This is a genomic window from Actinomycetospora aeridis, from assembly GCF_037400275.1.
GTDB classification, from domain to species: domain Bacteria; phylum Actinomycetota; class Actinomycetes; order Mycobacteriales; family Pseudonocardiaceae; genus Actinomycetospora; species Actinomycetospora aeridis.
In genome coordinates, this window is record NZ_JBBEGL010000003.1 from 842,610 (window position 1) to 864,822 (window position 22,213).

16 protein-coding genes are annotated in these 22,213 nt (G+C 75.4%); 15 read left to right on the plus strand and 1 reads right to left on the minus strand.

Translation table 11 applies throughout. The features are described 5' to 3' along the window. Positions 1 to 45: 45 nt before the first annotated feature. The 12 genes from WCD41_RS14635 to WCD41_RS14690 all read left to right on the plus strand — a co-directional run bounded on the left by WCD41_RS14635 (position 46) and on the right by WCD41_RS14690 (position 17,452). Positions 46 to 948: a zinc metalloprotease gene (locus tag WCD41_RS14635; protein WP_337714140.1), complete on the plus strand. Its 903-nt coding sequence runs from the start codon at positions 46 to 48 to the stop codon at positions 946 to 948. Position 949: 1 nt separating this feature from the next. After that, positions 950 to 1,282, plus strand: a complete 333-nt coding sequence (locus tag WCD41_RS14640) for a hypothetical protein (RefSeq protein ID WP_337714141.1) — start codon at positions 950 to 952, stop codon at positions 1,280 to 1,282. Then, complete coding sequence (locus WCD41_RS14645; protein WP_337714142.1) at positions 1,279 to 2,427, plus strand: M28 family metallopeptidase; 1,149 nt, start codon at positions 1,279 to 1,281, stop codon at positions 2,425 to 2,427. Before WCD41_RS14640 ends, WCD41_RS14645 begins: the two co-directional genes overlap by 4 nt. A 51-nt stretch (positions 2,428 to 2,478) precedes the next feature. After that, entirely contained in the window at positions 2,479 to 4,131 is a 1,653-nt protein-coding gene (locus WCD41_RS14650) for a phospholipase D-like domain-containing protein (protein ID WP_337714143.1), read from the plus strand. A 17-nt stretch (positions 4,132 to 4,148) separates the two neighbouring features. Next, positions 4,149 to 5,147 (plus strand): DUF2278 family protein, encoded by a 999-nt coding sequence (locus WCD41_RS14655; RefSeq protein ID WP_337714144.1) that lies wholly within the window; start codon positions 4,149 to 4,151, stop codon positions 5,145 to 5,147. An 11-nt stretch (positions 5,148 to 5,158) separates the two neighbouring features. Continuing rightward, complete coding sequence (locus WCD41_RS14660) at positions 5,159 to 5,893, plus strand: hypothetical protein (RefSeq protein ID WP_337714145.1); 735 nt, start codon at positions 5,159 to 5,161, stop codon at positions 5,891 to 5,893. A 78-nt stretch (positions 5,894 to 5,971) separates the two neighbouring features. Further along, a complete protein-coding gene (locus WCD41_RS14665; RefSeq protein WP_337714146.1) occupies positions 5,972 to 6,427 on the plus strand; it encodes a hypothetical protein in 456 nt (151 codons plus the stop codon). Beyond that, the gene (locus WCD41_RS14670) at positions 6,424 to 8,622 is read left to right on the plus strand and encodes a bifunctional polysaccharide deacetylase/glycosyltransferase family 2 protein (protein WP_337714147.1); all 2,199 of its coding nucleotides are present in this window, start codon (positions 6,424 to 6,426) and stop codon (positions 8,620 to 8,622) included. Before WCD41_RS14665 ends, WCD41_RS14670 begins: the two co-directional genes overlap by 4 nt. Next, complete coding sequence (locus WCD41_RS14675; RefSeq protein ID WP_337714148.1) at positions 8,619 to 9,620, plus strand: glycoside hydrolase family 18 protein; 1,002 nt, start codon at positions 8,619 to 8,621, stop codon at positions 9,618 to 9,620. The genes WCD41_RS14670 and WCD41_RS14675 overlap by 4 nt, the downstream gene beginning before the upstream one ends. 43 nt (positions 9,621 to 9,663) lie before the next feature. Continuing rightward, the gene (glmS, locus tag WCD41_RS14680; RefSeq protein ID WP_337714149.1) at positions 9,664 to 11,460 is read left to right on the plus strand and encodes a glutamine--fructose-6-phosphate transaminase (isomerizing); all 1,797 of its coding nucleotides are present in this window, start codon (positions 9,664 to 9,666) and stop codon (positions 11,458 to 11,460) included. Positions 11,461 to 11,564: 104 nt separating this feature from the next. Next, positions 11,565 to 15,008 carry a CHAT domain-containing protein gene (locus WCD41_RS14685; protein ID WP_337714150.1) on the plus strand — a complete coding sequence of 1,148 codons (3,444 nt, stop codon included), beginning with the start codon at positions 11,565 to 11,567 and terminating at the stop codon, positions 15,006 to 15,008. 8 nt (positions 15,009 to 15,016) lie between these two features. Beyond that, entirely contained in the window at positions 15,017 to 17,452 is a 2,436-nt protein-coding gene (locus tag WCD41_RS14690) for a caspase family protein (RefSeq protein ID WP_337714151.1), read from the plus strand. A gap of 16 nt (positions 17,453 to 17,468) precedes the next feature. Here the strand turns inward: WCD41_RS14690 and WCD41_RS14695 are convergent, their stop codons facing one another. Next, complete coding sequence (locus WCD41_RS14695) at positions 17,469 to 17,810, minus strand: hypothetical protein (RefSeq protein ID WP_337714152.1); 342 nt, start codon at positions 17,808 to 17,810, stop codon at positions 17,469 to 17,471. 213 nt (positions 17,811 to 18,023) lie between these two features. Between WCD41_RS14695 and WCD41_RS14700 the strand changes: the two genes are divergently transcribed. The 3 genes from WCD41_RS14700 to WCD41_RS14710 all read left to right on the plus strand — a co-directional run bounded on the left by WCD41_RS14700 (position 18,024) and on the right by WCD41_RS14710 (position 22,208). Beyond that, a complete protein-coding gene (locus WCD41_RS14700) occupies positions 18,024 to 19,718 on the plus strand; it encodes a sensor histidine kinase (RefSeq protein WP_337714153.1) in 1,695 nt (564 codons plus the stop codon). Beyond that, positions 19,709 to 20,362, plus strand: a complete 654-nt coding sequence (locus WCD41_RS14705; protein ID WP_337714154.1) for a response regulator transcription factor — start codon at positions 19,709 to 19,711, stop codon at positions 20,360 to 20,362. Before WCD41_RS14700 ends, WCD41_RS14705 begins: the two co-directional genes overlap by 10 nt. A 166-nt stretch (positions 20,363 to 20,528) precedes the next feature. After that, the gene (locus tag WCD41_RS14710) at positions 20,529 to 22,208 is read left to right on the plus strand and encodes a caspase family protein (protein WP_337714155.1); all 1,680 of its coding nucleotides are present in this window, start codon (positions 20,529 to 20,531) and stop codon (positions 22,206 to 22,208) included. The last annotated feature ends 5 nt before the right edge of the window (positions 22,209 to 22,213 follow it).

Below are 22,213 nucleotides of genomic sequence, written 5' to 3' on the forward strand. Positions count from 1 at the left end.
ATTCTCGATCACTCTGTGTACTTCCAGGGGGAAGAAGTCCGAATCATGACCACTCCACGCCAGGGTCCGCGCCGCGGAATGTGCGGCACCGTCTCGATGCACGAGTACCTGCTCGAGCTCGACCCGGACTTCCGTGAGCGCAGCGACGAGATCGAGCAGCAGATCGGCGACGCCGTCGCCGACGGTCGGGCGTCCCGCAAGCGCCAGCAGCTCACGACGATCCCGACCGTCGTGCACGTGCTCTGGTCCAGCGACGACCAGAACATCTCGCAGGACCAGATCCAGAGCCAGATCGAGGTCCTGAACGCCGACTTCCGCGCGCAGAACAAGGACAAGGTCGACGTCCCGGACTGCTGGACCGGCCTGGTCGCCGACGCGAACGTCGAATTCGTGCTCGCGTCCACGGATCCCGACGGCGGCGCGACCGACGGCATCATCCGCAAGCGGACCGACGTCACGTCTTTCACCGTCAACGACAGGATGAAGAGCGACGCCACCGGCGGCAGCGACGCCTGGCCGACCGACCGCTACCTCAACCTCTGGGTCTGCAACCTCGGCGACGTGCTGGGGTACGCACAGTTCCCCGGCGGCCCGGCGGACACCGACGGCGTCGTCATCCTCACGAGCGCCTTCGGGACGTCCGGCACGGCGACGGCGCCGTACGACCTCGGGCGCACCGCGACCCACGAGGTCGGCCACTGGCTGAACCTGCGCCACATCTGGGGCGACAAGAACGACTGCAGCGGCTCCGACGAGGTGGACGACACCCCGACGGCGCGCCGACCGAACTTCGGCCGGCCGACCTTCCCCCACGTGACCTGCGGCAACGGGCCGAACGGGGACATGTTCGTCAACTACATGGACTACACCGACGATGCGGTCATGGTCATGTTCACCGCGGGGCAGGCCGAGCGCATGAACGCCGCCCTGGACATCCGCGGGTTCTGAGGTGGATCAGCCGATCCCCCGGGAGCGCCTGGTCGGGCGGTGGACACACTCGCACGAGGAGGACGCCGACGACGTCCTCGTCTACCGCCCGGCCGGTACTCCCCTGCCCCCGTCCCGGGGGCGTGACGGGCTGGCGCTGCACGCCGACGGCTCGTTCAGCGAGGTCGCGCCGGGTGCCGACGACCGGCCGACCTCGTCGCCGGGCCGCTGGGAGCTCGACGACGACCGGCTCGTCGTCGACGCCCGCGCCGACGGCGGCAGCCGCCAGGTGCTGCGGGTCGTCCGGGCGGCGGACGACGAGCTCGCCGTCCGCCCCGTCGAGGAGGAACCGTGACCACGACCGACGCCCCCGGCACCACGTGGGCCCGCCTCGACGACCGGGTCCTCGCGTGGGGTGAGCCGTCCGCGGCCGCCCGGGCCGGCGCGCACGGCGACGTCGTCCGGACCAGCGCCGCCCCGGACACCCTGCACCTGGTGACCCAGGTCGGGCGCGCCTTCCAGGACGCCCATCCCGACGTGCCGGTGGTCGTCGACAAGGGCCGCTACCTCGTCGTCGCGCTCGCACCGGGCCGGTTCGCGGGGTCGGACGACACGTGCTTCCGCGTGCGGCCCCTCGATCCGGGCGAGACGGTGTTCGCGACAGCGCAGCGGGCGCCGGCCGAGCCCCGGCCCGAGGTCCGGGCCCTCGTCGACGGGGTCGACCCGGAGCGGCTCGCCGCGGACATCGCCCACCTCGCCGGCCACCCCACCCGCCACTCGTGGTCGGGCGGGTTCCGCGAGGCGCTCGGGTGGGCCGAGCAGCGGTTCGCGTCCGCGGGGTACACGACGCGGCGGGCGCCGATCGCCGTCGGGGCCGGCGAGAGCATGAACCTGCTCGCCACGTCGGGCGCCGACGCCGACCCGCAGATCGTCGTCTGCGCCCACCTGGACTCGATCAACACCGCAGGCGGGCCGACCGCGCCGGCCCCCGGCGCCGACGACAACGCGAGCGGTGTCGCCGGCGTGCTCGAGATGGCGCGCCTGCTCGTCGGTCACCCCCTCGCGGCGGCGGTGCAGTTCATCCTCTTCGGCGGCGAGGAGGAGGGGCTCTTCGGGAGTCTCGCCCACGTCGACGGGCTCACGGCCGCGGAACGGACCCGGCTCCGGGCGGTCCTCAACATGGACATGATCGGGACACGGAACACCGCCGCGGCCGGCGTCCTGATCGAGGGCGGGCCGGTGTCCGCGCACCTGGTGGAGCACCTGGTGACCGCGGCGCACACCTACACCGACCTCCGGGTCCAGACGTCGCTGGATCCGTTCGCGAGCGACCACGTCCCCTTCATCGACGCGGGGGTCCCGGCGGTCCTCACGATCGAGGCCGCGGACCGCAGCAACGCGAACGTCCATTCCGCGGCCGACACGGCCGCGACCGTCGACCCCGGGCTCGCGGCCCGGATCGTCGCCGCCGGCCTCGCCGCCCTGGCCACGCTGCCGTGATCCCCGACCGGGGCACCACCACCCACGACTGTCCCCCGAGGAGGTAGGGACGTGCGCGCATCAGAGAACGCCTCGGGCCTGACGGTGCAGGCCGTCGCCGGCAACAACGTCGTGCTGCTCGGGATGGATCTGCCGCCCGCGGACGTCGAGGGACTGCTCGGCTTCGGGATCGAGCGGACCGACCACACCGAGGGCGAACGCAGCTGGTTGACCAACCTCCTGCGGTTCCCCGCCTCGAGCGCCGACGGCCGGGCCCCGCGGGGGCCGGCGTCCAGCGAGCACCACCCCCTTCAGACGTTCCGGTGGGGCGACTACTCCGCCAAGCCCGAGCACGACTACACCTACCGGGTCGTCGCGACGGCCGGGGCGCCCGGCGATCTCCGGCCCGTGCGGGAGACGTCGGTCAGCGTCCGGACCGAGGGGATGCGGGTCGGCGACCACACGGTCGTCTTCAACCGTGGTGCGACCGCCTCGCAGCTCTACGCCCGGCGCTTCGGCGACCGCCGCCCGGAGGACGTCCCGCACCGCGAGGCCTGGCGATGGCTCTCGCGCGGGATGGAGGAGGGCATCCTCGCCTTCATCGGCCAGGCGCGCGACGCGTCCTGGACCCTGCGGGGCGCGTTCTACGAGTTCTCCTACGCCCCGGTGCTGGACGCCCTGCGCATCGCCGCGACGTCCGGGGCCGACGTGCGCCTGGTGGTCGAGGCGTCCGACGACCCGTCGAGCCCGCACGAGACCAACGCGAAGGCGCTCGCGGAGGCCGGCCTGGTCGACCGGGTGATCTCCCGCGAGCACTCGACGGGCATCGCCCACAACAAGTTCCTCGTCGCGCTGCACGACGGCGAGCCCGTCGGGGTGTGGACGGGCTCGACCAACATCACCACGGGCGGCATCTTCGGGCACTCGAACGTCGGGCACGCCGTGTGGCGCGCCGACGTGGCCCGGGCCTACCTCGACTACTGGGAGCAGCTCCGCGGTGACCCGACCACCGCCGACCTGCGCACCTGGTGCGGCGAGCACCCGGCGACCCCGGCCGTCGACGCCGTGCCGCCCGCCGGCGAGACGTGGCTGATGAGCCCGCGCCGGAACGCGAACGCGATGCTCGACTTCTACGCGGCGCGCGCGCGGTCGGCGCAGAAGGCGATGTTCCTGACCGCGGCGTTCGGGGTGACCAAGCGACTCCAGCCGGTGTTCCTCGAACCCGGGGACGCCCTGCGCTACGTCCTCATGGACACCGCGCGCAAGGGCATCGACCTCGTCATCCGGGAGGCCGACCCCGACAACCGCGTGTCGGTCGGGGCCGAGCTGCCCGCCGGGGCGTTCGGCGACTGGGTCGAGGAGTCCACCCACGGCCTCAACGGCCACGTGCGCTACATCCACACCAAGTACATGCTCGTCGACCCCCTGTCCGACGACCCGCTCGTGATCACCGGGTCGGCCAACTTCAGCCCGGACTCGGTGACGACCAACGACGAGAACATGCTGGTGATCCGCGGGGACACGGCCGTCGCCGACGTCTACCTCACCGAGTTCATGCGGCTGTTCACCCACTACGAGGCGCGGTACGCGATCACGAAACGGCGGACCGGCCGGAGCGGGCTGTCGCGCCGCGGCGGTCTCGCGGTCGACGACAGCTGGACCCACCGCTGGTACGAGCCCGGCTCCGCGCGCGAGAAGGAACGCCGGCTCTTCGCCGGGACCTGAGGACAGGGGGACCTCGCATGGCACTGAAGAACTACGGGGTCCTGGTCGGGCGCGTCGTCGACCGCCGCGCCGAGACCGACCGGGACAGCCCGCACTACCAACTGCTCATGACCGCCGCCGGGACGCCGTACCGCGTGGCCGTCAACGTGCTCTCCAGCGAGGAACCGCCGAACGTCCTCTACGCCGCCGACGACGCGTTCCGGCACCCGGCGCTGACGGCGATCGCCGCGCTGGAGGAGGGTCACCACGTGCTCGCGAGCCGCCCCGGCGGCGCGGCCCTGGACTTCATCCGGGCCAACCTGGTGGAGCGCGACCGCATGCGCGCGCTGCCGCCCGACAAGCCCGGCCCGGACAACGACCTCGCCGACGCGCTCGAGCACTACGTCCAGCGCGCGATCGGCGACCCGCAGGCCCGGGTCTACGCGTTCGGCGAGCGCTGGGGCCCGGAGGAAGGGAAGAAGGACAAGATCTTCGGGTTCGTGCCCGGCAACGGGATCCACGACGTGCACATGAACCAGGGGAACTCCGCGCCGCACGCCCGCGACGACGGTGTCTGGCAGGACGGCGCGCTGCTGCTGCACTTCCCCGGCCAGGACCAGTGGGTGGCCGTCCTCCTCGCGTTCCAGTCCCAGAGCTGGCACACCGACGACAGGACCGGGCACGCGCTCGACGTCGCCCCCGTCGACGCGGGTCGGGGTGGGCGGCTGCGCGTCGTCGGTGCGCTGGTCGACCCGGTCGGACCAGGGCCTGAGGCGGAGACCGTCACGCTGCTCAACGCCGGCCCCGAGCCGCTCGACCTCACCGGCTGGCGCCTCGCCGACCGGGTCGAGAACGCCACGGCCCTCCCGGCCGTGGTGCTCGGGCCCGGGGAGACGCTGCGCGTGTCCGTGACGCCGCCGTTCGCGCTCGGCAACGGCGGCGGGATCGTCACGCTCCTCGATCCCGCCGGGCTGAAGGTCGACGGCGTCACCTACACGCGCGCCGACGTCCGCGAGGGCTGGTCGGTCACCTTCTGAAGGAGGCGGGGATGGCCGACGAACCGGCGATCGGCGTGGAGGTCAAGGCCACGCTCGAGGGCGACGACGTGGCCCGGGAGCTCTCGGCTCTCGGGCTGTCGGGCGACGGCGCGCAGCGGCAGACGATCTGGTTCTTCGACGCCCTCGACGAGGACGGCGAGCTGCGCCTGCTGACGGCCTCGATCATCGTCCGGTTGCGTCAGAAGAAGCAGGGCGGGAAGTGGACGAGCACCGTCAAGCTGCGACCGGCGGCGCTCGACCGCCTCCTCGACGACTTCGCACCGGGCTCCGAGGCGTTCGGTGGGGACTACAAGGTGGAGTACGACTGGTCGGCGACGCCGGTACTCGCGGCGAGCATGGACGGGAAGGTGAAGGACGACGAGCTCGCCGAGGTGCTCACGGGCGCCGGGGACGTCGGAGACCTCCTCTCGGCGGAGCAACATCGGCTCCCCCGGGAAGCGGGCGACCCCCGTCCGTTCCGCGGACTCCGACCGGCCGGACCCGTCAGCGCCCTGCGGTGGGACGACGTGACCACCCGCCGGCTCGACGATCTGCGCGCCGAGCACTGGACCTACGGCCGCGAGCAGCGGACCTTCCTGGAGCTCTCGCTGCGGGCCCCGGATCTCGAGCAGGCGGGCGAGAAGCGAACGCTCCTGCTCGACGACCTCGCCGACCTGGGCCTCTCCCCCGACCCGGACGCTCCCCCCAAGACGGAGACCGTCCTGCGCGACCTGCTCGGCGCGTAGCCGCTGGGGGTTAACCCCCACCGGGATCGAGGGTGGCACGGGTCGTTCCGACCCCCCGCGCGCCCGAGGCTCGAGGGCGTGACGAACAGCCCCCTCCCCACCGCCGTCGTGGTCCGGAGCACCCGGGTCGAGTACCGGGTCGCCCCGCTGCGCGCCCGCCACCGGGCCGGCCCGCAGCGCCCGGCGTACCGACCCGCGCCGTGGGGCGGGCCGGAGCTGGTGACGGTCATCCCGCCGACCCCGCGCGTGGTCACCATCCTCCCGATCACCCCCGCACCTGCTGCCCGCCCGGCCGCCGCCCTCCTCCCCGTCCCGGCCGGCGACCCCGTGTTCGTCGACGGCAGCGGGCGTCGGCGCGCCCTCGTGCGGGTCCTGGGCGCCCTCGTCGCCGCCGCATCGCTGTCCTACGTCGTCCTCGTGGGCTGCGGCGCCCTGGCCGGATCCCCGGCGCCGTCCGGCCCCCGTCCCGTCGAGATCGCGGAGCCGGCCACCGGGCCCGCTCCGGTCACCGCACCCCCGAGGAGCCTCCCGTGACCACTCCCGTCCCCGGCCCGACCGAGCCCGCCGCGGAGGTGCCGCGCGCCGCCCGGTGGCGCTTCCCGGGGCCCGCCGTGTGGCTCCTGGCGGTCACCGCCCTGATGCTCGCGAGCGTCCTGGTGCTCAACGGGCTGACGAACGCGAACGTCGCCGCCGACCAGCTCGCCGCCGAGCCGGAGGGCGTCGCGACCGTGCCGGAGTCCCTGCTCCAGGGCGGTCCGATCATCACCGCCGGGCCGGACGGGCTGGTGTCACGGCGCCTGCCCGACCGGACCATCGCCCTCACCTTCGACGACGGGCCGGACCCGCGGTGGACGCCCGAGGTGCTCGCCGTCCTGCGCAAGCACGGCGTCCCGGGGACGTTCTTCGTCGTCGGCAGTGCCGCCGCCCGCCACCCCGAGCTGCTGACCGCCATCCGCGCGCAGGGCTCGGCGCTCGGCGTGCACACCTTCACCCATCCCGACCTCACCACGATCACGCCGCTGCGGGCGGCTGTCGAGCTCGGGGACACCCAGCTCGTCGTCAACGGCGCGGTGGGCGAGTCGACGGCACTGCTGCGGCCGCCGTACTCCTCGTCGCCCCGCGCGATCGACGACCCGCACTACGGCTCGCTCCTGGGTACCGCGGAGGACGGCTACACCACGGTCCTGACCGACCTGGACAGCGAGGACTGGCGCCACCCCGGCGTCGACGCGATCGTCGCCCACAGCACGCCGGCCGACGGGCGGGGCGGGGTCGTGCTCATGCACGACGCGGGCGGTGACCGCTCGGAGACGGTCGCGGCGCTCGACCGGCTCATCCCGCTCCTCAAGGACCGCGGTTACCGCTTCACCACACCCACCGAGGCCGTCGGCCTGCCCGCCCCGGACCAGCCGGTCGGCGCCGGCCCGTACCTCATGGGTCAGGGCCTGATGGCCGCCGTCGCGATCGCCGGTGTCCTCGTGTCCTCGCTGACGTGGATGCTGCTCGTGGTCGGCGGCCTCGTCCTGCTCCGGCTCCTGATCATGATGGTCGTCGCCGGCCGGCACCGGTTCCGGCGGGCCGAGCACCGCTGGACCTGGGGCTCCCCGGTCACCGAGCCGGTGTCCGTGGTCGTCCCGGCCTACAACGAGAAGGAGAACATCGCCGCGACAGTGCGCTCGCTCGTCGCGAGCGACCACCCCGTCGAGGTCGTCGTCGTGGACGACGGCTCGACCGACGGGACGGCCGAGATCGCCGACGGGCTCGGCCTGCCCGAGGTGCGGGTGGTCCGCCAGACCAACGGCGGCAAGCCCGCCGCGCTGAACAACGGGATCGCCCACGCCCGCCACGGCCTGGTCGTCATGATCGACGGGGACACCGTCTTCGAGCGCGACACCATCCGCCGGCTCGTCCAGCCGTTCGCCGACCCGGGCGTCGGGGCGGTCTCCGGCAACGCGAAGGTGGCGACGACCGGGTCCGGACGCCGCGGGCTCATCGCCTCGTGGCAGCACATCGAGTACGTCATCGGCTTCAACGTCGACCGTCGGGTGTACGACCTGCTGCGGTGCATGCCGACGATCCCCGGGGCCGTCGGGGCCTTCCGCCGTGACGCGCTGCTCGCGGTCGGCGGGGTCAGCGACGACACCCTGGCCGAGGACACCGACCTCACGATGGCCGTCTGCCGTGCCGGGTGGCGCGTGGTCTACGAGGAGACCGCGCGGGCCTGGACGGAGGCCCCGGCGACGCTCGGGCAGCTGTGGCGCCAGCGGTACCGGTGGAGCTACGGGACGATGCAGTCGATGTGGAAGCACCGCCGCGCGGTGCTCTCCCGCGGCGCCTCCGGCCGGTTCGGTCGCCTCGGGCTCGTCCAGCTGGCCCTCTTCCAGATCCTGCTGCCCCTGCTCGCGCCCCTGGTCGACGTGTTCCTGGTGTACGGGCTGCTGTTCCTCGACCCGGTCCTCACCGCGGGCGCCTGGTGCGCGATGCTGGGACTGCAGCTCCTGGGCGCCGTGTACGCCTTCCGCCTCGAGCGCGAGCGGCTGCGGGTGCTGTGGCTGCTCCCGCTCCAGCAGATCGTCTACCGGCAGCTCATGTACGCGGTCCTGGTGCGCTCGACGGTCACCGCCTGCGCCGGGGTCCGCCTGCGCTGGCAGAAGCTGCGCCGCGTCGGCGGGCTCCACGAGCTGCTCGACGCCGTCGACACGCCGGCCCTGCCCGGGCGGCCGTCATGAGGACCATCCGCTCCGCCCTCCTGGCCCTCCTCGCCCTGGCCACGCTGCTCACCGTGCTCGCCGGGTGCTCCGGCGACCCCCGACCTCCTGCGCTCGCCGAGGGACCGCTGCCGACCGCGCGGGTCCTGCCCTACGCCGACATGAGCACCGCGACGCCGCCCGACCTCGCGTCCTACGCGCGGCAGACCGGCCAGCGCCACGTCGTCGCGGCGTTCGTGCTCGCCGGGGCCGGCGGGTGCGACGACCCGAGCTGGGGCGGCCACGTCCCCGTCACCGACCGCGGCGTCGCCGACCGGCTGGCCGCACTGCGGGCCGTGGGCGGCGAGGTCACGGTCGCGACCGGCGGGGCGATGGCGCCCTACCTCGAGACGAGCTGCGGGGACGCCGGCGCGCTCGCGCAGGCCTACCGCACCGCGCTCGACGCCTCGGCCACGAACCAGCTCGACGTCGACCTGGAGGCCGCGGTCGACGTCGAGCTCGTCGCCGACGCGCTCGAGCTCCTGCAGCGGGAGCGTGGCACCGCCGTCACGCTGACGTTGCCGGTCCAGAGCCGGGACTCCGCCCTGACCGCCGCCGGGATGGCGATCCTGCGGGCCGTCGCGGACCGCGGGGTCGCGGTGCGCACCAACGTCATGGCCATGAACTTCCCGGACGGCGGCGACTGGCGCGGCGCGACCACCGGCGCGGTCGACGCCGCGGCACGCCAGCTCGGCGAGGTGTGGCCGGACGCCGACCCGCGCGAGCTGCGCCGCCGCCTCGCGGTGACCGTGATGATCGGGCGCAACGACCAGGGCATGGTCACGACCCCCGACGACGCCGCCGCGGTGGTCGAGCACGCCCGCGCCCGTGGCCTCGGCGCGGTCGGCCTGTGGTCGGTGTCGCGCGACACCGGCTCCTGCCCCGGCGAGACCCGGGCGCGCCCCGACTGCAGCGGCGTCGCCCAGGACCGGTCCGCCTTCACCGCGCTCCTGCAGGCCCTCGACCGACCCGTCTCCTGACCAGCCCGTCCCCTGCTCACCCGACTCTCTCCGGAGGACCACCATGTGCGGAATCGTCGCCCACCACGGGCTCGTCCCCGCCCTGCCCGCCCTGCTCGACGGGCTCGGACGCCTCGAGTACCGCGGCTACGACTCGGTCGGCGTCGCCCTCGATCCCGGCGACGGCGGACCGCCGTCGGTGCACCGCACCGCGGGCCGCCTCCCCGCCCTCGTCGCCGCCCTGCCCGCGGACGTCCACGGCGCGACCACCGGCATCGGTCACACCCGCTGGGCCACGCACGGCGCGCCGGTGGCGGCCAACGCCCACCCGCACCGGGACTGCTCCGGACGGGTCGCGCTGGTGCACAACGGCACGATCGAGGACGCCTCCCGCCTGCGCGCCGAGCTGGCCGTGCGCGGGCACGGGATCGTCACCGAGGTGGACAGCGAGCTCGTCGCGCACCGCATCGAGGACGCCCTGCCCGCGGTCCCGGACCTCGACGCCGTCGTCCGGGCCGTCGCCCAGGCCGTCGACGGCCTGCGCGGCGCGTGGGCGCTGGCGGTCCTCGTGGCCGGCGTGGACGGGGTGGTGCTCGCGCGCCGCTCGTCCCCGCTCCTGGTCGGCGCCGGGACGGACCGGCACATGGCGGCGAGCGACGAGCTGGGGCTCGGCCCCGAGGTCACGGAGGCGCGGGAGGTCCCGGACGGCCACCTCGTGGCCCTGGCGGACGAGGTCCGCTGGTTCGACGCGCAGGCCCGGCCGGTGCCCGCGCCCGGGGCGTGGTCGCTCGGGGCACGGTCGACCGCCGTCGACCGCGGGAGCGCGCCGGACTTCACCGCCAAGGAGATCGACGAGCAGCCCGCGGCGACCCGCCGGCTGCTCGACGGCCTCCTCGGCCGCCTCCACGGCGGACGGTTGCTGGGCGACCTCGGCCTGGGCACCCCGGAGCGCGTGCGCCTCGTCGCGTGCGGCACGTCGGGGCACGCCGCCGAGGTGACGGCGCGGGTCCTCGCCGTGGAGGGCGGCATCCCGGCGCGCGTGGTCACCGCCAGCGAGCCGGACCTCGCCGTTCCGGAACCGGGCACGCTGACCGTCGCCCTCTCGCAGAGCGGGGAGACGGCCGACGTCCTCGCGGCCCTGGACCGCTGGGGCGACCCCGTCCTCGCGATCACCAACGCGCCCCGGTCCAGCCTCGCCCGCCGGGCCGACGCCGTCCTCGGGCTCGGCTGCGGTCCCGAGGTCGGCGTCGCGGCGACGAAGACGTTCACCTCCCAGGTGGTCGCCGGGGTCGCGGTCGCGCTGGCCGTCGGCGCGCGGGCGGGTGCGGTGTCCGCGTCCCGTCTCGCGCAGCTGGAGTCGGTGCTGGACGGGCTCCCCGCCCGGCTGGCGACCACCGCCTCGCTCGCCGCCGCACCCGCCGCCGCCCTGGCCGACGAGCTGGCCGACGAGCCCGGCGTCGTCTTCGTCTCGCGCGGGGCCGGGGTGCCCTACGCCCGCGAGGGGGCCCTCAAGCTCGAGGAGCTCACCTACCGGCGGGTGCAGGCGGTCCCCGCCGGGGAGCTCAAGCACGGCCCGATCGCCCTGCTCGGCCCCGGCACCCCGGTCGTGGTGGTGAACGCCGAGCCGCGCGGACGCCTCGCCGTCGGGGTCTCCGAGATCACCGCCCGCGGGGCACGCGCCGTGCTCGTGGGTGCGTCGGAGGACGCCACCCTCCCGATCAGCAGCCCCGCCGAGGAGCCGCCCTGGGGTCCGCTGGAGGCCGCGGTCGCGCTGCAGCTCTTCGCCCGCGAGATGACGGTGCGGCTCGGCCACGAGGTCGACCGGCCCCGGAACCTCGCGAAATCGGTGACGGTCGAGTGAGCAACCGGGTGACGACGACGGGCGGGTTCGCTCGACCGGCGGCTGCTCGTGGCTCCCCGTAGCGGAACGATGATCGCGGCGGCAGCCGCCGGAGAGGGGGGCCCATGCCGACCGAGTCGTTCGACGACGTGCTCCACGCCCTGCTGCGCGACCAGTGGCGCCCGCTCGGACCGGCGGCCACGACACCGGCCGGCGCCGCCGTCGCCCTCGGCGCCGGGGCGCCGCGCCGCGCCGTCCGGATCCTCGACGCGCTGGGCCCGGGCGGCGACACCGACGCGGCCGAGCTGCTCCGGGCGCTACGCGCGCTCGCCGGCGTCCTCGACGCCGGATGGTTCCCCGGCGACGGCCCCGCGACCGCCGAACCCGGCCACACCGACGACGTCGTGGTCGTCCCGGACGCCGAGTCGTCCGGGAGCCGGACGCGGGTGCTGGTGACGGTCGCCGGACGCCTGCTCGCGGTCCTCCCCGCATGGCGGGACATCGCCACCGGCGGGCCCGACGCCGCCGGGGTGGCGCTCGGTCAGGCGCAGCTCGTCCTCGAGCAGCTCTCGGCGCTGGACGAGCCGGGGGCGACCGCGGCCGCGGCGCTGGCCCTCGCCGACGTCGCCGCCCGCGGCGGCCAGGACCCGATGGCCGACGCCGCGCTGGGCATCGCCCGCAGCACCTACGAGCTCCTCGACGACCCCGCCGGGATCGCCGCGTGCGCCCTCGCCGCGGGCGACCGCGCCGCGACACCGGGATCGCACCCCGAGCTCCTCGGCGAGCTCCTCGCGCCGGCGTCCTCCGTCCCCGGGATCGTCCCCGACCTCGAGGCCGCCGAGCAGCACTGGGCCGAGGCCGAGAAGGCCTACGAGGCGGCGGGCGCCCCCCGCGGCCGGGCCGCCGTCGCCCTGCGGCGCGCCGGCGTCCTCGTCGGGCAGGGCGACCACCGCGGCGCCGCCGCCGTGCTGGCCCGCGCCGCGGCGCTCACCGAGGGCACCGGGGACGGGGCGCTCGCCGCGCTGATCGCCGTCCACCGCGCTCTCGCCCTCGTCCGGGCGGGCGACGAGCCGGACGTGACCGCGACCGGTACCGCCGTGGCGACGTGGGCGCTCGAGGACGGGAGTCGCAGCTTCGCCCGCGGCCTCGCCCGCCTCTGCGTCGCCCGGTCGGCGCGCTGGCGTGACGACGACGTCCGGCACGCCCGCCTCGCCCACCGCCTGGCGGAGGTCATCACCTCGGCGCTCGGCGCCGCTCCCGAGGCCGCGATCCTGCGGGAGGACCAGGCGAGCCGGTACGTCGCGGCGAACTACCGCCGCGCGGCGTTCGTGATCGCGGATGCGGAGGTCGAGGCCGCCCGGTGGTCCGGTGCGGACAACGACGGGCTGGCCTGGGGCCGACTGGTCACCCGCGTGGCGGCGGCGAGCCGCGACGCGCAGGGCCTGCGCGACGGCGCGGCGGTGGAGCGGGTCGGGGAGCACGCCGCGTGGCTCGCCGGGGCGCCGCCGCAGGGGGCGATGGCCGAGGCCGTGCACACGGCGATGACCGGGACGCTCGACGGCATCCGCGCCGAGGGGTCGATCTACGGGCCGCTCTACCGCGCCCTCACCCTGCGCGGTGCCGGTGACCCCGAGCGGGCCACGACCTTCTTCGACGAGGCGCTCGACGCCGCGGAGCAGGACGGTCCCTTCCCCACGCTCATCGTGCTGGGGCAGATGCGCCGGTTCGACGAGGCGTTGGCCCTGCTCGAGCAGATCGAGGAGACCCTGCCCGCCGACGCCCGGGCCACGCTGTGGGCCCGGCTGAAGCGCTTCGAGCGGGCACGGGCGATCCTCGAGGGCCTGCCCGGCGGCGAGCTGCCCGCGACCGGGAACCGCCCGTGGGAGGCGCCAGGTCTGCTGGCCGAGGTCCAGCTCGGCCTCGGCGACACCGCGGGGGCCGCGGCCACCGCGGCGACCGCCGTCGCGCGCTTCGAGGAGCACCTGGCCCGGCTCGGCCTCGATGTCTTCCGGACGATGGCCACCGACGACCTCGCCGTCGCCGGGGCCTACACGACCGCAATCCGCGCCCACGCCCGGCTCGCCGCGGACTCCACCGGGGGCAGCGACGGGAACGCCGACGGGGCGTCCGCCGACCTCGCCCGGGCCTTCGAGCTCTCCGACCGCTGCCGTGCCGGCGCCCTCACCGACCTCCTCGGGCGGTCCGCCCGCGCCCCCGTCACGCCGGCGGTCCGCCGGTGGCAGGAGACGGGGGCGCTGCTGGCGCGGACCGTCGAACGCGCCGGGGACGAGGTCGGGGACCCGTCCGCCGCCGACCGCGTCCAGCGGGCGGTCCGCGACGCGGAGCGGGCGCTCGACGAGGCCGAGGAGGCGCTCGTGGTGCAGGCGCCCGACGAGGCGGCCACCCGGCGCCGGCTGCCTTCGACGCCGTCGCTGGACGCGATCCGGTCGCGGCTGGACCCGGGCACCCTGCTCCTCCAGTTCCACGCCTTCGACGACGAGCTCGTCGCCTGGGCGGTCACCGCGGACTCGGCCCGTGTCGTGCGCCGGGACGTCGCCACGGCCGACCTGACCGCCGACGCCCGCGGGTGGCACCGCGCGCTCGCGCGGTCGGACTCGACGCCGGCGGACCGGGAGGCGCCGGCGGACCGGCTCGCCGAGCTCCTGCTGCGTCCCTGGGCCGACGAGCTCACCGACCACCGGCGCCTCGTGGTCGTGCCGCACGGGCCGCTCGCGGTCCTCCCGTTCCACGCCCTGCCGTGGCACGGGCAGACGCTCGGCACCCGGTGGACGACGTCGGTGCTGCCCGCCGCCTCGCTGCTCCCGGAGCAGCCGCGACGCGACGCGGCGTCGCCGGCGACGGGCACCGACGTCCTGCTCGTCGGCGACCCCGCCTTCGCGGCCGGGCGCCGGTTGACGCCGCTGCCCGGGACCCGCGCCGAAGCCCTCGCCGTGGGGCGTCTGCGGGAGGCCACCCCGCTGCTCGACGGTGCGGCCACCCGCGAGGCCGTCCTCGAACGGCTCCCGAGCGCCCGGGTCCTGCACCTCGCCACCCACGGCCTGCTGCGCGAGGCGGCGCCGTACAGCGCCGAGCTGGCCCTCGCCGGCTCCTCGAGCCTCACGCTGCCCGACCTCGTCGGGACGCACACCGGCGTCGAGCTCGCCGTGCTCAGCGCCTGCGACAGCGGCCGCGGCCGCGCGACCGCGGCGGGCGACCTCGTGGGGCTGACCCGGGCGCTCATCGCGGCGGGCGCCGAGGAACTGGTCGTCTCCCTGTGGCCGGTCGACGACCAGCTGGCCTGCCTGACGATGGTCGCCCTGCACGAGGAGCTGCAGGCGACGTCGTCGGTCGGCGCGGCGCTCGAGGGCGCCCGCGCGCGGGTCCGCGCCCTGACGCGTGAGGAGGCGGAGGCCCGGTACCGGGCACTGGCCCCCGAGACCGCACCCGTCCCGGAGCGCATCCGCCGCACGGCGCGCGACGCGGACCCGGAGGACCCACCCCCCGACCCGTCCCCGGACCCGGCGCACCCCGCCGCGTGGGCCCCGTTCGTCCACATCGGCACGTCCTGAGGAGCGACGTGCCACGACGACGAGCACTGCTCATCGGCAGCCGGGTGGGCGCCCTGCGGGGCGTCGAGGGCGACGTCGCCGCGATGGGCGACGTCCTCGAGGGCCACGGCTTCACCACCGACCGGCGCACCGGGTCGGCCGCGAGCGCCGCGGGGATCGTCGCCGCCTACCGCGAGCTCGTCGCGGACACGGCGCCCGACGACGCGACGGTCGTCTACTACACGGGGCACGGCGCCCGGGAGCGCGGACCCCGGGACGACCCCACGGCACCGACCTGGCTGCAGTACATCGTGCCGACCGACATCGAGGACGTCTCGGGCGACCGGGCCCGCTGCGTGCTCGCCGAGGAGCTCAGCCTGCTCCAGCTCGAGCTGACCCGTCGGACGACGAACGTCACGACGATCCTCGACTGCTGCCACTCGGCCCGCATGTCGCGCACCCCCGAGGCGCTCCCGCGCGCGCTCGACGTCGACCTGCCGAGGACCGACCTGCTGCGGCGGTGGGCGGATCTCCGGGCGGATCCGCTGCTGGCCTCGGTGACCACCGACAGCAATCCGCACGCGGTCCGCGTGGTCGCCTGTTCGCCCGCCGAGCTCGCCTACGAGCGACCCAGCGCGGCGCTCGGCGGCGCACCGCACGGCGTCCTGACCGCCGCGCTCGTCGGTGTCCTGGCGGACGCGGCGAGTGCCGACCTGACGTGGCGCGAGGTGCGTGACCTCGTGCGCAGCGCCGTCATCGAGGTGGTCCGGCAGCGACCGGAGGTCGAGGGCCCGGTCGACCGGCTGCTGTTCTCCCTCGAACGGCGCGCCCAGACCGGGGTGCGTCCGGTGCGCGTGGTCGACGGGGTCGCGCTGATGGACGGCGCCGCGCTCTTCGGGGCGGCCGTCGGCGACACCTACGTGCTCGTCGCGCCGGGCCGCGCCGCCGGGGCGGCGGAGATCACCGCCGTCGTCACCGGGATCGTCGACGGACGGGCGGTGCTGGCCCTGACGGGCGGCACGGCCGCCGACCTGGCGGGCGGCACCGCGGCCTGGCCACGCGAGGTGGCCCTCGGCGCCCGGCCGGTGGCGATCGTGCCGCCGACCGCCACGAGCCGTCCGGAGATCGTGGCCGAGCTGGCGAGGACCGCGCACGTCCGGATCGTCGAGGAGGCGCCCGGCACCCTCGCGACGGTCCGGCTCGGCGGGGGCGGCGCCCAGCTGCTCGACGCCGACGGCGCCCCCCTGTACGGCGACCACGCCACCCCGACGCCCGCGGAGGTCGCCGAGGACGTGCGGACCCTCGCCCGCGCCGCGTGGGTCCGCGAGCTCGCCTCCGGGACCGGGCGCGAGGAGCTGCACGACGACGTCGACGTCTCGTGGCTGCGGGTCCGCGAGGACGGCGGGGACGAGGTGCTCGGCCAGGGCGCGCACCTGTTCGTCGGCGACCACGTCGTCATCCGCGCCCGCAACCGCGCCACCCGCACCCGGTACGTCTCCGTCGTCGACGTCGGGCTCGCCGGACGACTGGAGATCCTGACCTCGTCCGAGCCCGACGGCATCTCCGTGGCGCCCACCCACACCTACGAGGTGGGCCGGTCCTCCCCCGGCGCGTCCGGCCTCCCCCTGCGGTGGCCGGCGGGGCTGCCGGACGGATCACCCCGCGCCGAGACCATGGTGACGATCGCGGCCAACGCGAAGATCGACGGCCTCGGGCAGCTCGCCCAACCGGGCGTGGTCACGCGGTCCGGCACCCTCACCACCCGGATCGGGCGGCTGCTGGAGGACCTCGCCGTGGGGCGCCGCGCGCGGGAGCAGGCCGGCGGCGACCCCGTCCGCTACCGGGTCGTCCCGTTCGACTTCGTCCTCCACCCCGGGCCGCGGCCGCCCGACGGACCGTCCGAACCGGTCTTCGCGATCGACGAGCGTCCGGACGACGCCGTCCGGCTGGTCACACCGGCTCCGCCCGACGGGGACGTGCCCACCCGGCGGCTGGTCGTGCGGTTGGACGCGCTCGACGTCCCGGGGCTCGCCGGCGGGCCCGTCCGGCTGGACGTGCTCGCCGCTCCCGCCGGCGAGGTGGTCCGCGCGCGGACCCTGCGCCTCCCGGCGGGGGCCGCGCTCCCCGCCGAGGGGCTGCTCCTCGACGAGGGCGGCCCGGGACGCTTCCTCGATCTGGCGGTGTGGGTGGGTCCCGACACCGGCGACGGGGAGGACCTCGCCGACCTGCCCGACCTCGCGGCGCCGGGTCGACGCAGCGACGGGTCGGCGGGCGCCGTCGCGCGCCTCGTCGTCGCGGCGGACGAGGCACTGGGACCCCAGGCCGATCCGGGCTTCCGCGCGCTCCTCCTGCCCGACGACCGCTTCGGCGCCGGTGACGGGTCGCGGCGCCGACCGACGGCCGGCGTCCTCCGGGGTGACGGGATCGCGCTCGCCCTCGCACTGGTCGACCCCGACGCGGGCTGAGCGCGCCCGTCACCACTCACCACTTCTTGGGCGGCTCCTCCGGGTCCTGCAGCCGGTGCACGATCTCGACGACGAGCAGGGCCCGGTCGAGGAACTGGCGGAAGTCGCGGACCGGGAAGACCGACGCCGGGATGCAGCCGCTGATGAACTCCACGTCGGTGTCGGAGAGGTCGCCGTTCGCGATCGCCTCGGCGAAGAGGGGCTCCACGTCCTCCGGCCCACGGATCGGGAACGTCAGGGCGTCGTCGGCCGCGAGCCGCCACGCCGCCTCGGCCCACGGCAGGAGACCGCGCGTGTCCGGGTCGGCGCGGACCAGGGCGAGCAGCAGGTCGGGATCGGGGTCGTCGGCTCCGGGCACGGTGCGTCCTGGTCTGTGAGGGGACCGCCGGGCGATCCGCGGGCTCGTCGGGACCACCCTGGCCCGGAAACGATCGGGGGGCAACGCCTTCGCTGTTGTGCGACGACTCCCCGCCCTCGATACTCAGCGTGGTGACCCGGGGGTGTCGACGTGAATCCTGGAGACGGCAGTGCACCGATGGGGTCGTCGCGGCCGGACACGCCGACGCTCTGCGTGACCGTCGGGATTTCCGCGTTCGCGGTGGTCGCCCTCCTCCCGGCCTGGTCGATCAACCCGCTCCTCGCCCTCGTCAACCTCGCCGTCACCCTCGGGTTCGGCGGCACGGCACTGGCGCTGGCCGGTGAACCCGACCAGCGGCGGAACGTCCGCGCCTTCCTGGTCGCCGCGGCCTGCTGGACCGCCGGGTACACGAGCGCCCTCGCGCCGGGCGGTCCCTGGGCGACCGTCCAGTGGGTGGTCGGGCCGCTCGTCTTCCCCGCGCTCATGGCCGTGCTGCTGCGCTACCCCGGCGCGCGACCCCTCGACGCCCCGGACCGGGCCCTCGTCGTCGGTCTCGCCGGGCTGCTGGTCCTGCTCCGCACCACCTCGGCGCTCGTGTCGGAGCCCGCCTGGCACGGGTTCGACCCCCGGGCGTGGTGGCCGACGGTGACGCGCTCGCCGGCGATCGCGCTGGTCTGCGACGTGGGTGTCACCGTCGTCGGGACGGGGGCCGCGCTCCTGTTCGCGGTCATCGCGACGCGGCGCCTGTACCGCGCGGAGGGGATCGACCGCCGCCTCCTGCGTCCGGTGGCGACGGCGGCCCTCGCCGCCGCGGTGGTCGTGGGCGCAGAGGTGACCAGCAGGACCGCCACGCTGGGCCCCACCGCGGCCGACCTCGTGATCGGCGTGGAGGCTCTCGCCCTGCTGGCGATCCCCGCCGCCTTCGGCGTGTCCGCGGTGCGGCGACGGCTCGCCCACGCGGCCATGTCCGGGCTCGTGGTCGCGCTCGCCCGCCCCGTCACGCCCGACCACGTCCGTCGCGCGCTCGCCGAGAGCCTCGGTGACCCCACCCTGCGCGTGATCTATCACCACCCCGACGGTGAGGGTCACGTCGACCCCGACGGCACGACGATCGACCCCGCCCCCGACGCCGCGGGCCGGTGCACGCGCACCGTCGCGACGGCGGACGGGACCGCCCTCGCCACGCTCGAGATGCACCCGAGCCTCGCGGGCCATCCCAACCTCGTCGACGCCGCGTTCTCGGCGGCCCGGCTCGCGCTCGAGAACAGCTGGCTGCAGGCGACGACGCAGGCCAGCCTCACGGAGGTCCGCGAGTCCCGAGCGAGGATCGTGGGTGCCGGGGACGAGGCCCGCCGCCGGCTGGAGCGGGACCTGCACGACGGGGTCCAGCAGCGCCTGCTCGCCCTGAAGGTCGCGCTCGCGACCGCGCGGCCGCGCGCCACGGGCCCCGACGACCGCGCGATGATCGACTCGGTCCGCGCCGAGCTCCAGGAGACCCTCGACGAGCTGCGCGGCCTCGCCCGCGGGCTCCACCCGGGCGTCCTCACCGAGGCCGGCCTGTGTCCCGCGGTCCGCGGCGTCGTCGAGCGCCTGCCCCTCGAGGTGGAGCTCCGGATCGCCGAGGAGCGCCTCGACCCGGTCGTGGAGGCGACGGCGTACTTCGTGTGCTGCGAGGCGCTCGCCAACGCCGTCAAGCACTCCGGCGCCTCGCGGGCGGCCGTGGACGTCGGGCGCCGCGGGACGGTGCTGCACGTGTCGGTCCGGGACCACGGGTCGGGCGGCGCCGAGGAGAAGGTCGGCGGCGGGCTCGCCGGACTGAGGGACCGGGTGATGGCGGTGGGCGGTCGCATGACGGTCTCGTCCGACAGCAGCGGCACCCGGATCGGGGTGACGATCCCGTGCGCGTAGCCCTCGCCGACGACTCGCGCCTGTTCCGCAACGCCCTCGTCGAGATGCTCGGGGGGCTCGGCTTCGAGGTCGTCATCGCCGCCGGTCGCGCCGACGACCTGCTGCTGCGGCTGCGCAGCACCGCGGTGGACGTCGTGCTGCTCGACATCCGCATGCCCCCCACCCGCACCGACGAGGGGCTGCGGGCGGCCGAGCAGATCCGCCAGGAGCACCCCGGGGTGGGCATCCTCGTCCTGTCGACCTTCACCGACGGGCACTACGCCGAGCGGGTCCTGTCCCTCGGCGACCGGGGCGTCGGCTATCTCCTCAAGGACGAGGTCGACGACGCCGAGACCCTGGGCGCGGCGCTCCGCCGGGTCGCCGAGGGCGGGTGCGCCGTGGACCCGCACGTGATCTCCGCGCTGCTCACCCGGCAGCGCCACGTCCGGACGCTCGAGCGCCTCAGCGACAGCGAGCGCCGGGTGCTCGTGCTGATGGCGGAGGGCCATTCGAACGCCGGCATCGCCGCCGCCGCCAACGTCAGCAAGAAGACCGTCGAGAAGCAGGTCACGGCGGTCTTCGAGAAACTCGAGGTCCCCGGCGAGGAGCAGCACAACCGGCGGGTCCTCGCCGTCGTGAAATGGTTGCGGACCGCGGGCGACTGACACTTCCCGTTCCGGGGGAGGGATTTCCCCCATCGCCCCCGGGGCGGAACCGCCTCTCATTCATGGCGGTTTTCCTGCTCCCGTGGTCCCGCTGCGCCGCGAAGACTCTCGAGTCGTACTCCCCGACCGTTCCCGGCCCGGGGAGGCGACGATGCGAGGAGAAATCGTGACCAGAGGAATGTCACTCCACATCGGGGTCAACAGGGTGGACCCCGACCACTACTCCGGGTGGACCGGAGAACTGTCGGGCTGCGAGAACGACGCCGACGACATGGCGGCCATCGCCACGTCCCGGGATTTCGCCGCGACCGTCGTCAAGACCGCGGCGGCGACCTCCGATCGCGTCCTGTCCGAGTTCGCGCGGGCCGCGGCGTCCCTCCACCCGGGCGACACCTTCCTGGTGTCGTTCGCCGGGCACGGCACGCAGCTGCCGACCCGGGGCGACCCCGAGCCCGACGGCCTGGACGAGACGATGGTGCTCCACGACCGGATGGTGCGTGACGACGAGATCTACCGCGCCTTCTCCGCCTTCCGGCGGGGGGTCCGCCTGTTCATGGTCGCCGACTCGTGCACGAGCGGCAGCCTCACGCGTCTCGGTGGGCGGGTCCGCGGGATGTCGCACGACCTCGCCGCGCAGGTGGTGCGGGAGCACCCCGGCGTGTACGAGGCCCTCCCGCCGACGCGGGGCCCCGTGCGCCGCCTGGTGCCGGACGTCCTGCTGCTCTCGGCGTGCCAGGACGGCGAGACGACGGGCGACGGCGACACCAACGGCGCCTTCACGGCGGCACTCAGGACGGTGTGGGCCGACGGCGCCTTCACCGGCGACCACCGCGCACTGCGCAAGGGCATCGACGACCTGCTGCCCGACACCCAGAACCCCGGCCTGGACGCCCTGACCGCGGCGGCGAGCCGTCTCGAGGACGACGCGCCGTTCACCCTGTCCGGCTCCATCGGCATGACCACGACACACGAGGAGAACGCCATGTCCATCACCGTCACCCCGAACACCGACACCGCCACCAGCACCGACAACGGCGCGGACGTCCTCGCCGCCCTCGGTGAGCGCCTGCCGATCGACGGTCTCCCGGCCGGCCTGCTCACCCCCGCGGTCGAGCCGGACGGGATCGCCCTCGAGCTCTCGGGGGCGCGCCCGGCCGCCGGTCACCAGCGCGACGACGGCATCGCCGTGCGCACGTTCTGGTGGGGCTTCCACGTCCAGATCGACCACCCGCAGCTCGAGCGGATCCTCGCGTCGGCCGACGGCGTGAACGCGCTCGTCGGCGCGATCGGGGGGTCGATCCCGAGCCCCGCGCAGCCGTGGATCGTGCTCGTCGCGAAGTTCGTGACCGGCGTGCACGCGCTGCTGCGCCACCTCGACGAGGGCAACGGCGTCTACATCAGCATGACGTGGGCCGCGCCCGGTGTCTTCGTCCCCTCCACGGTGCCGGCCGGCCGTTCCGGCCCGACCCGCGAGGTGGTGCTCGTCCACGACCCGCTCGACTTCGACGTCCCGCGGGTCGGTGGCGAGGTGGACACCGGTCTCGTCATCCAGCCCGGGCAGCGGCTCGTGATCAACGCGTCCGGCTCGGTCTGGTCCGGCATCTGGGCGACGGGCACCAACGGTCCCGGTGGCTGGATGGACTGGGAGGCGGGCAACGACGCGCCGCTGCCCGGCCGCCCGCCGTTCTCCCTGCTCGCCCGGCTCGACGGCACGCCGCACTACGTCGGCATCGGGGCCGAGTGGGTGCACTCCGGGCGGGCGGCGAAGCTGTTCTTCCTGATCAACGACCACCGGCGGATCGGCAACGGTTCGTTCCAGGTGCACGTGGCCGTGTACTCGTCGTGATCCGG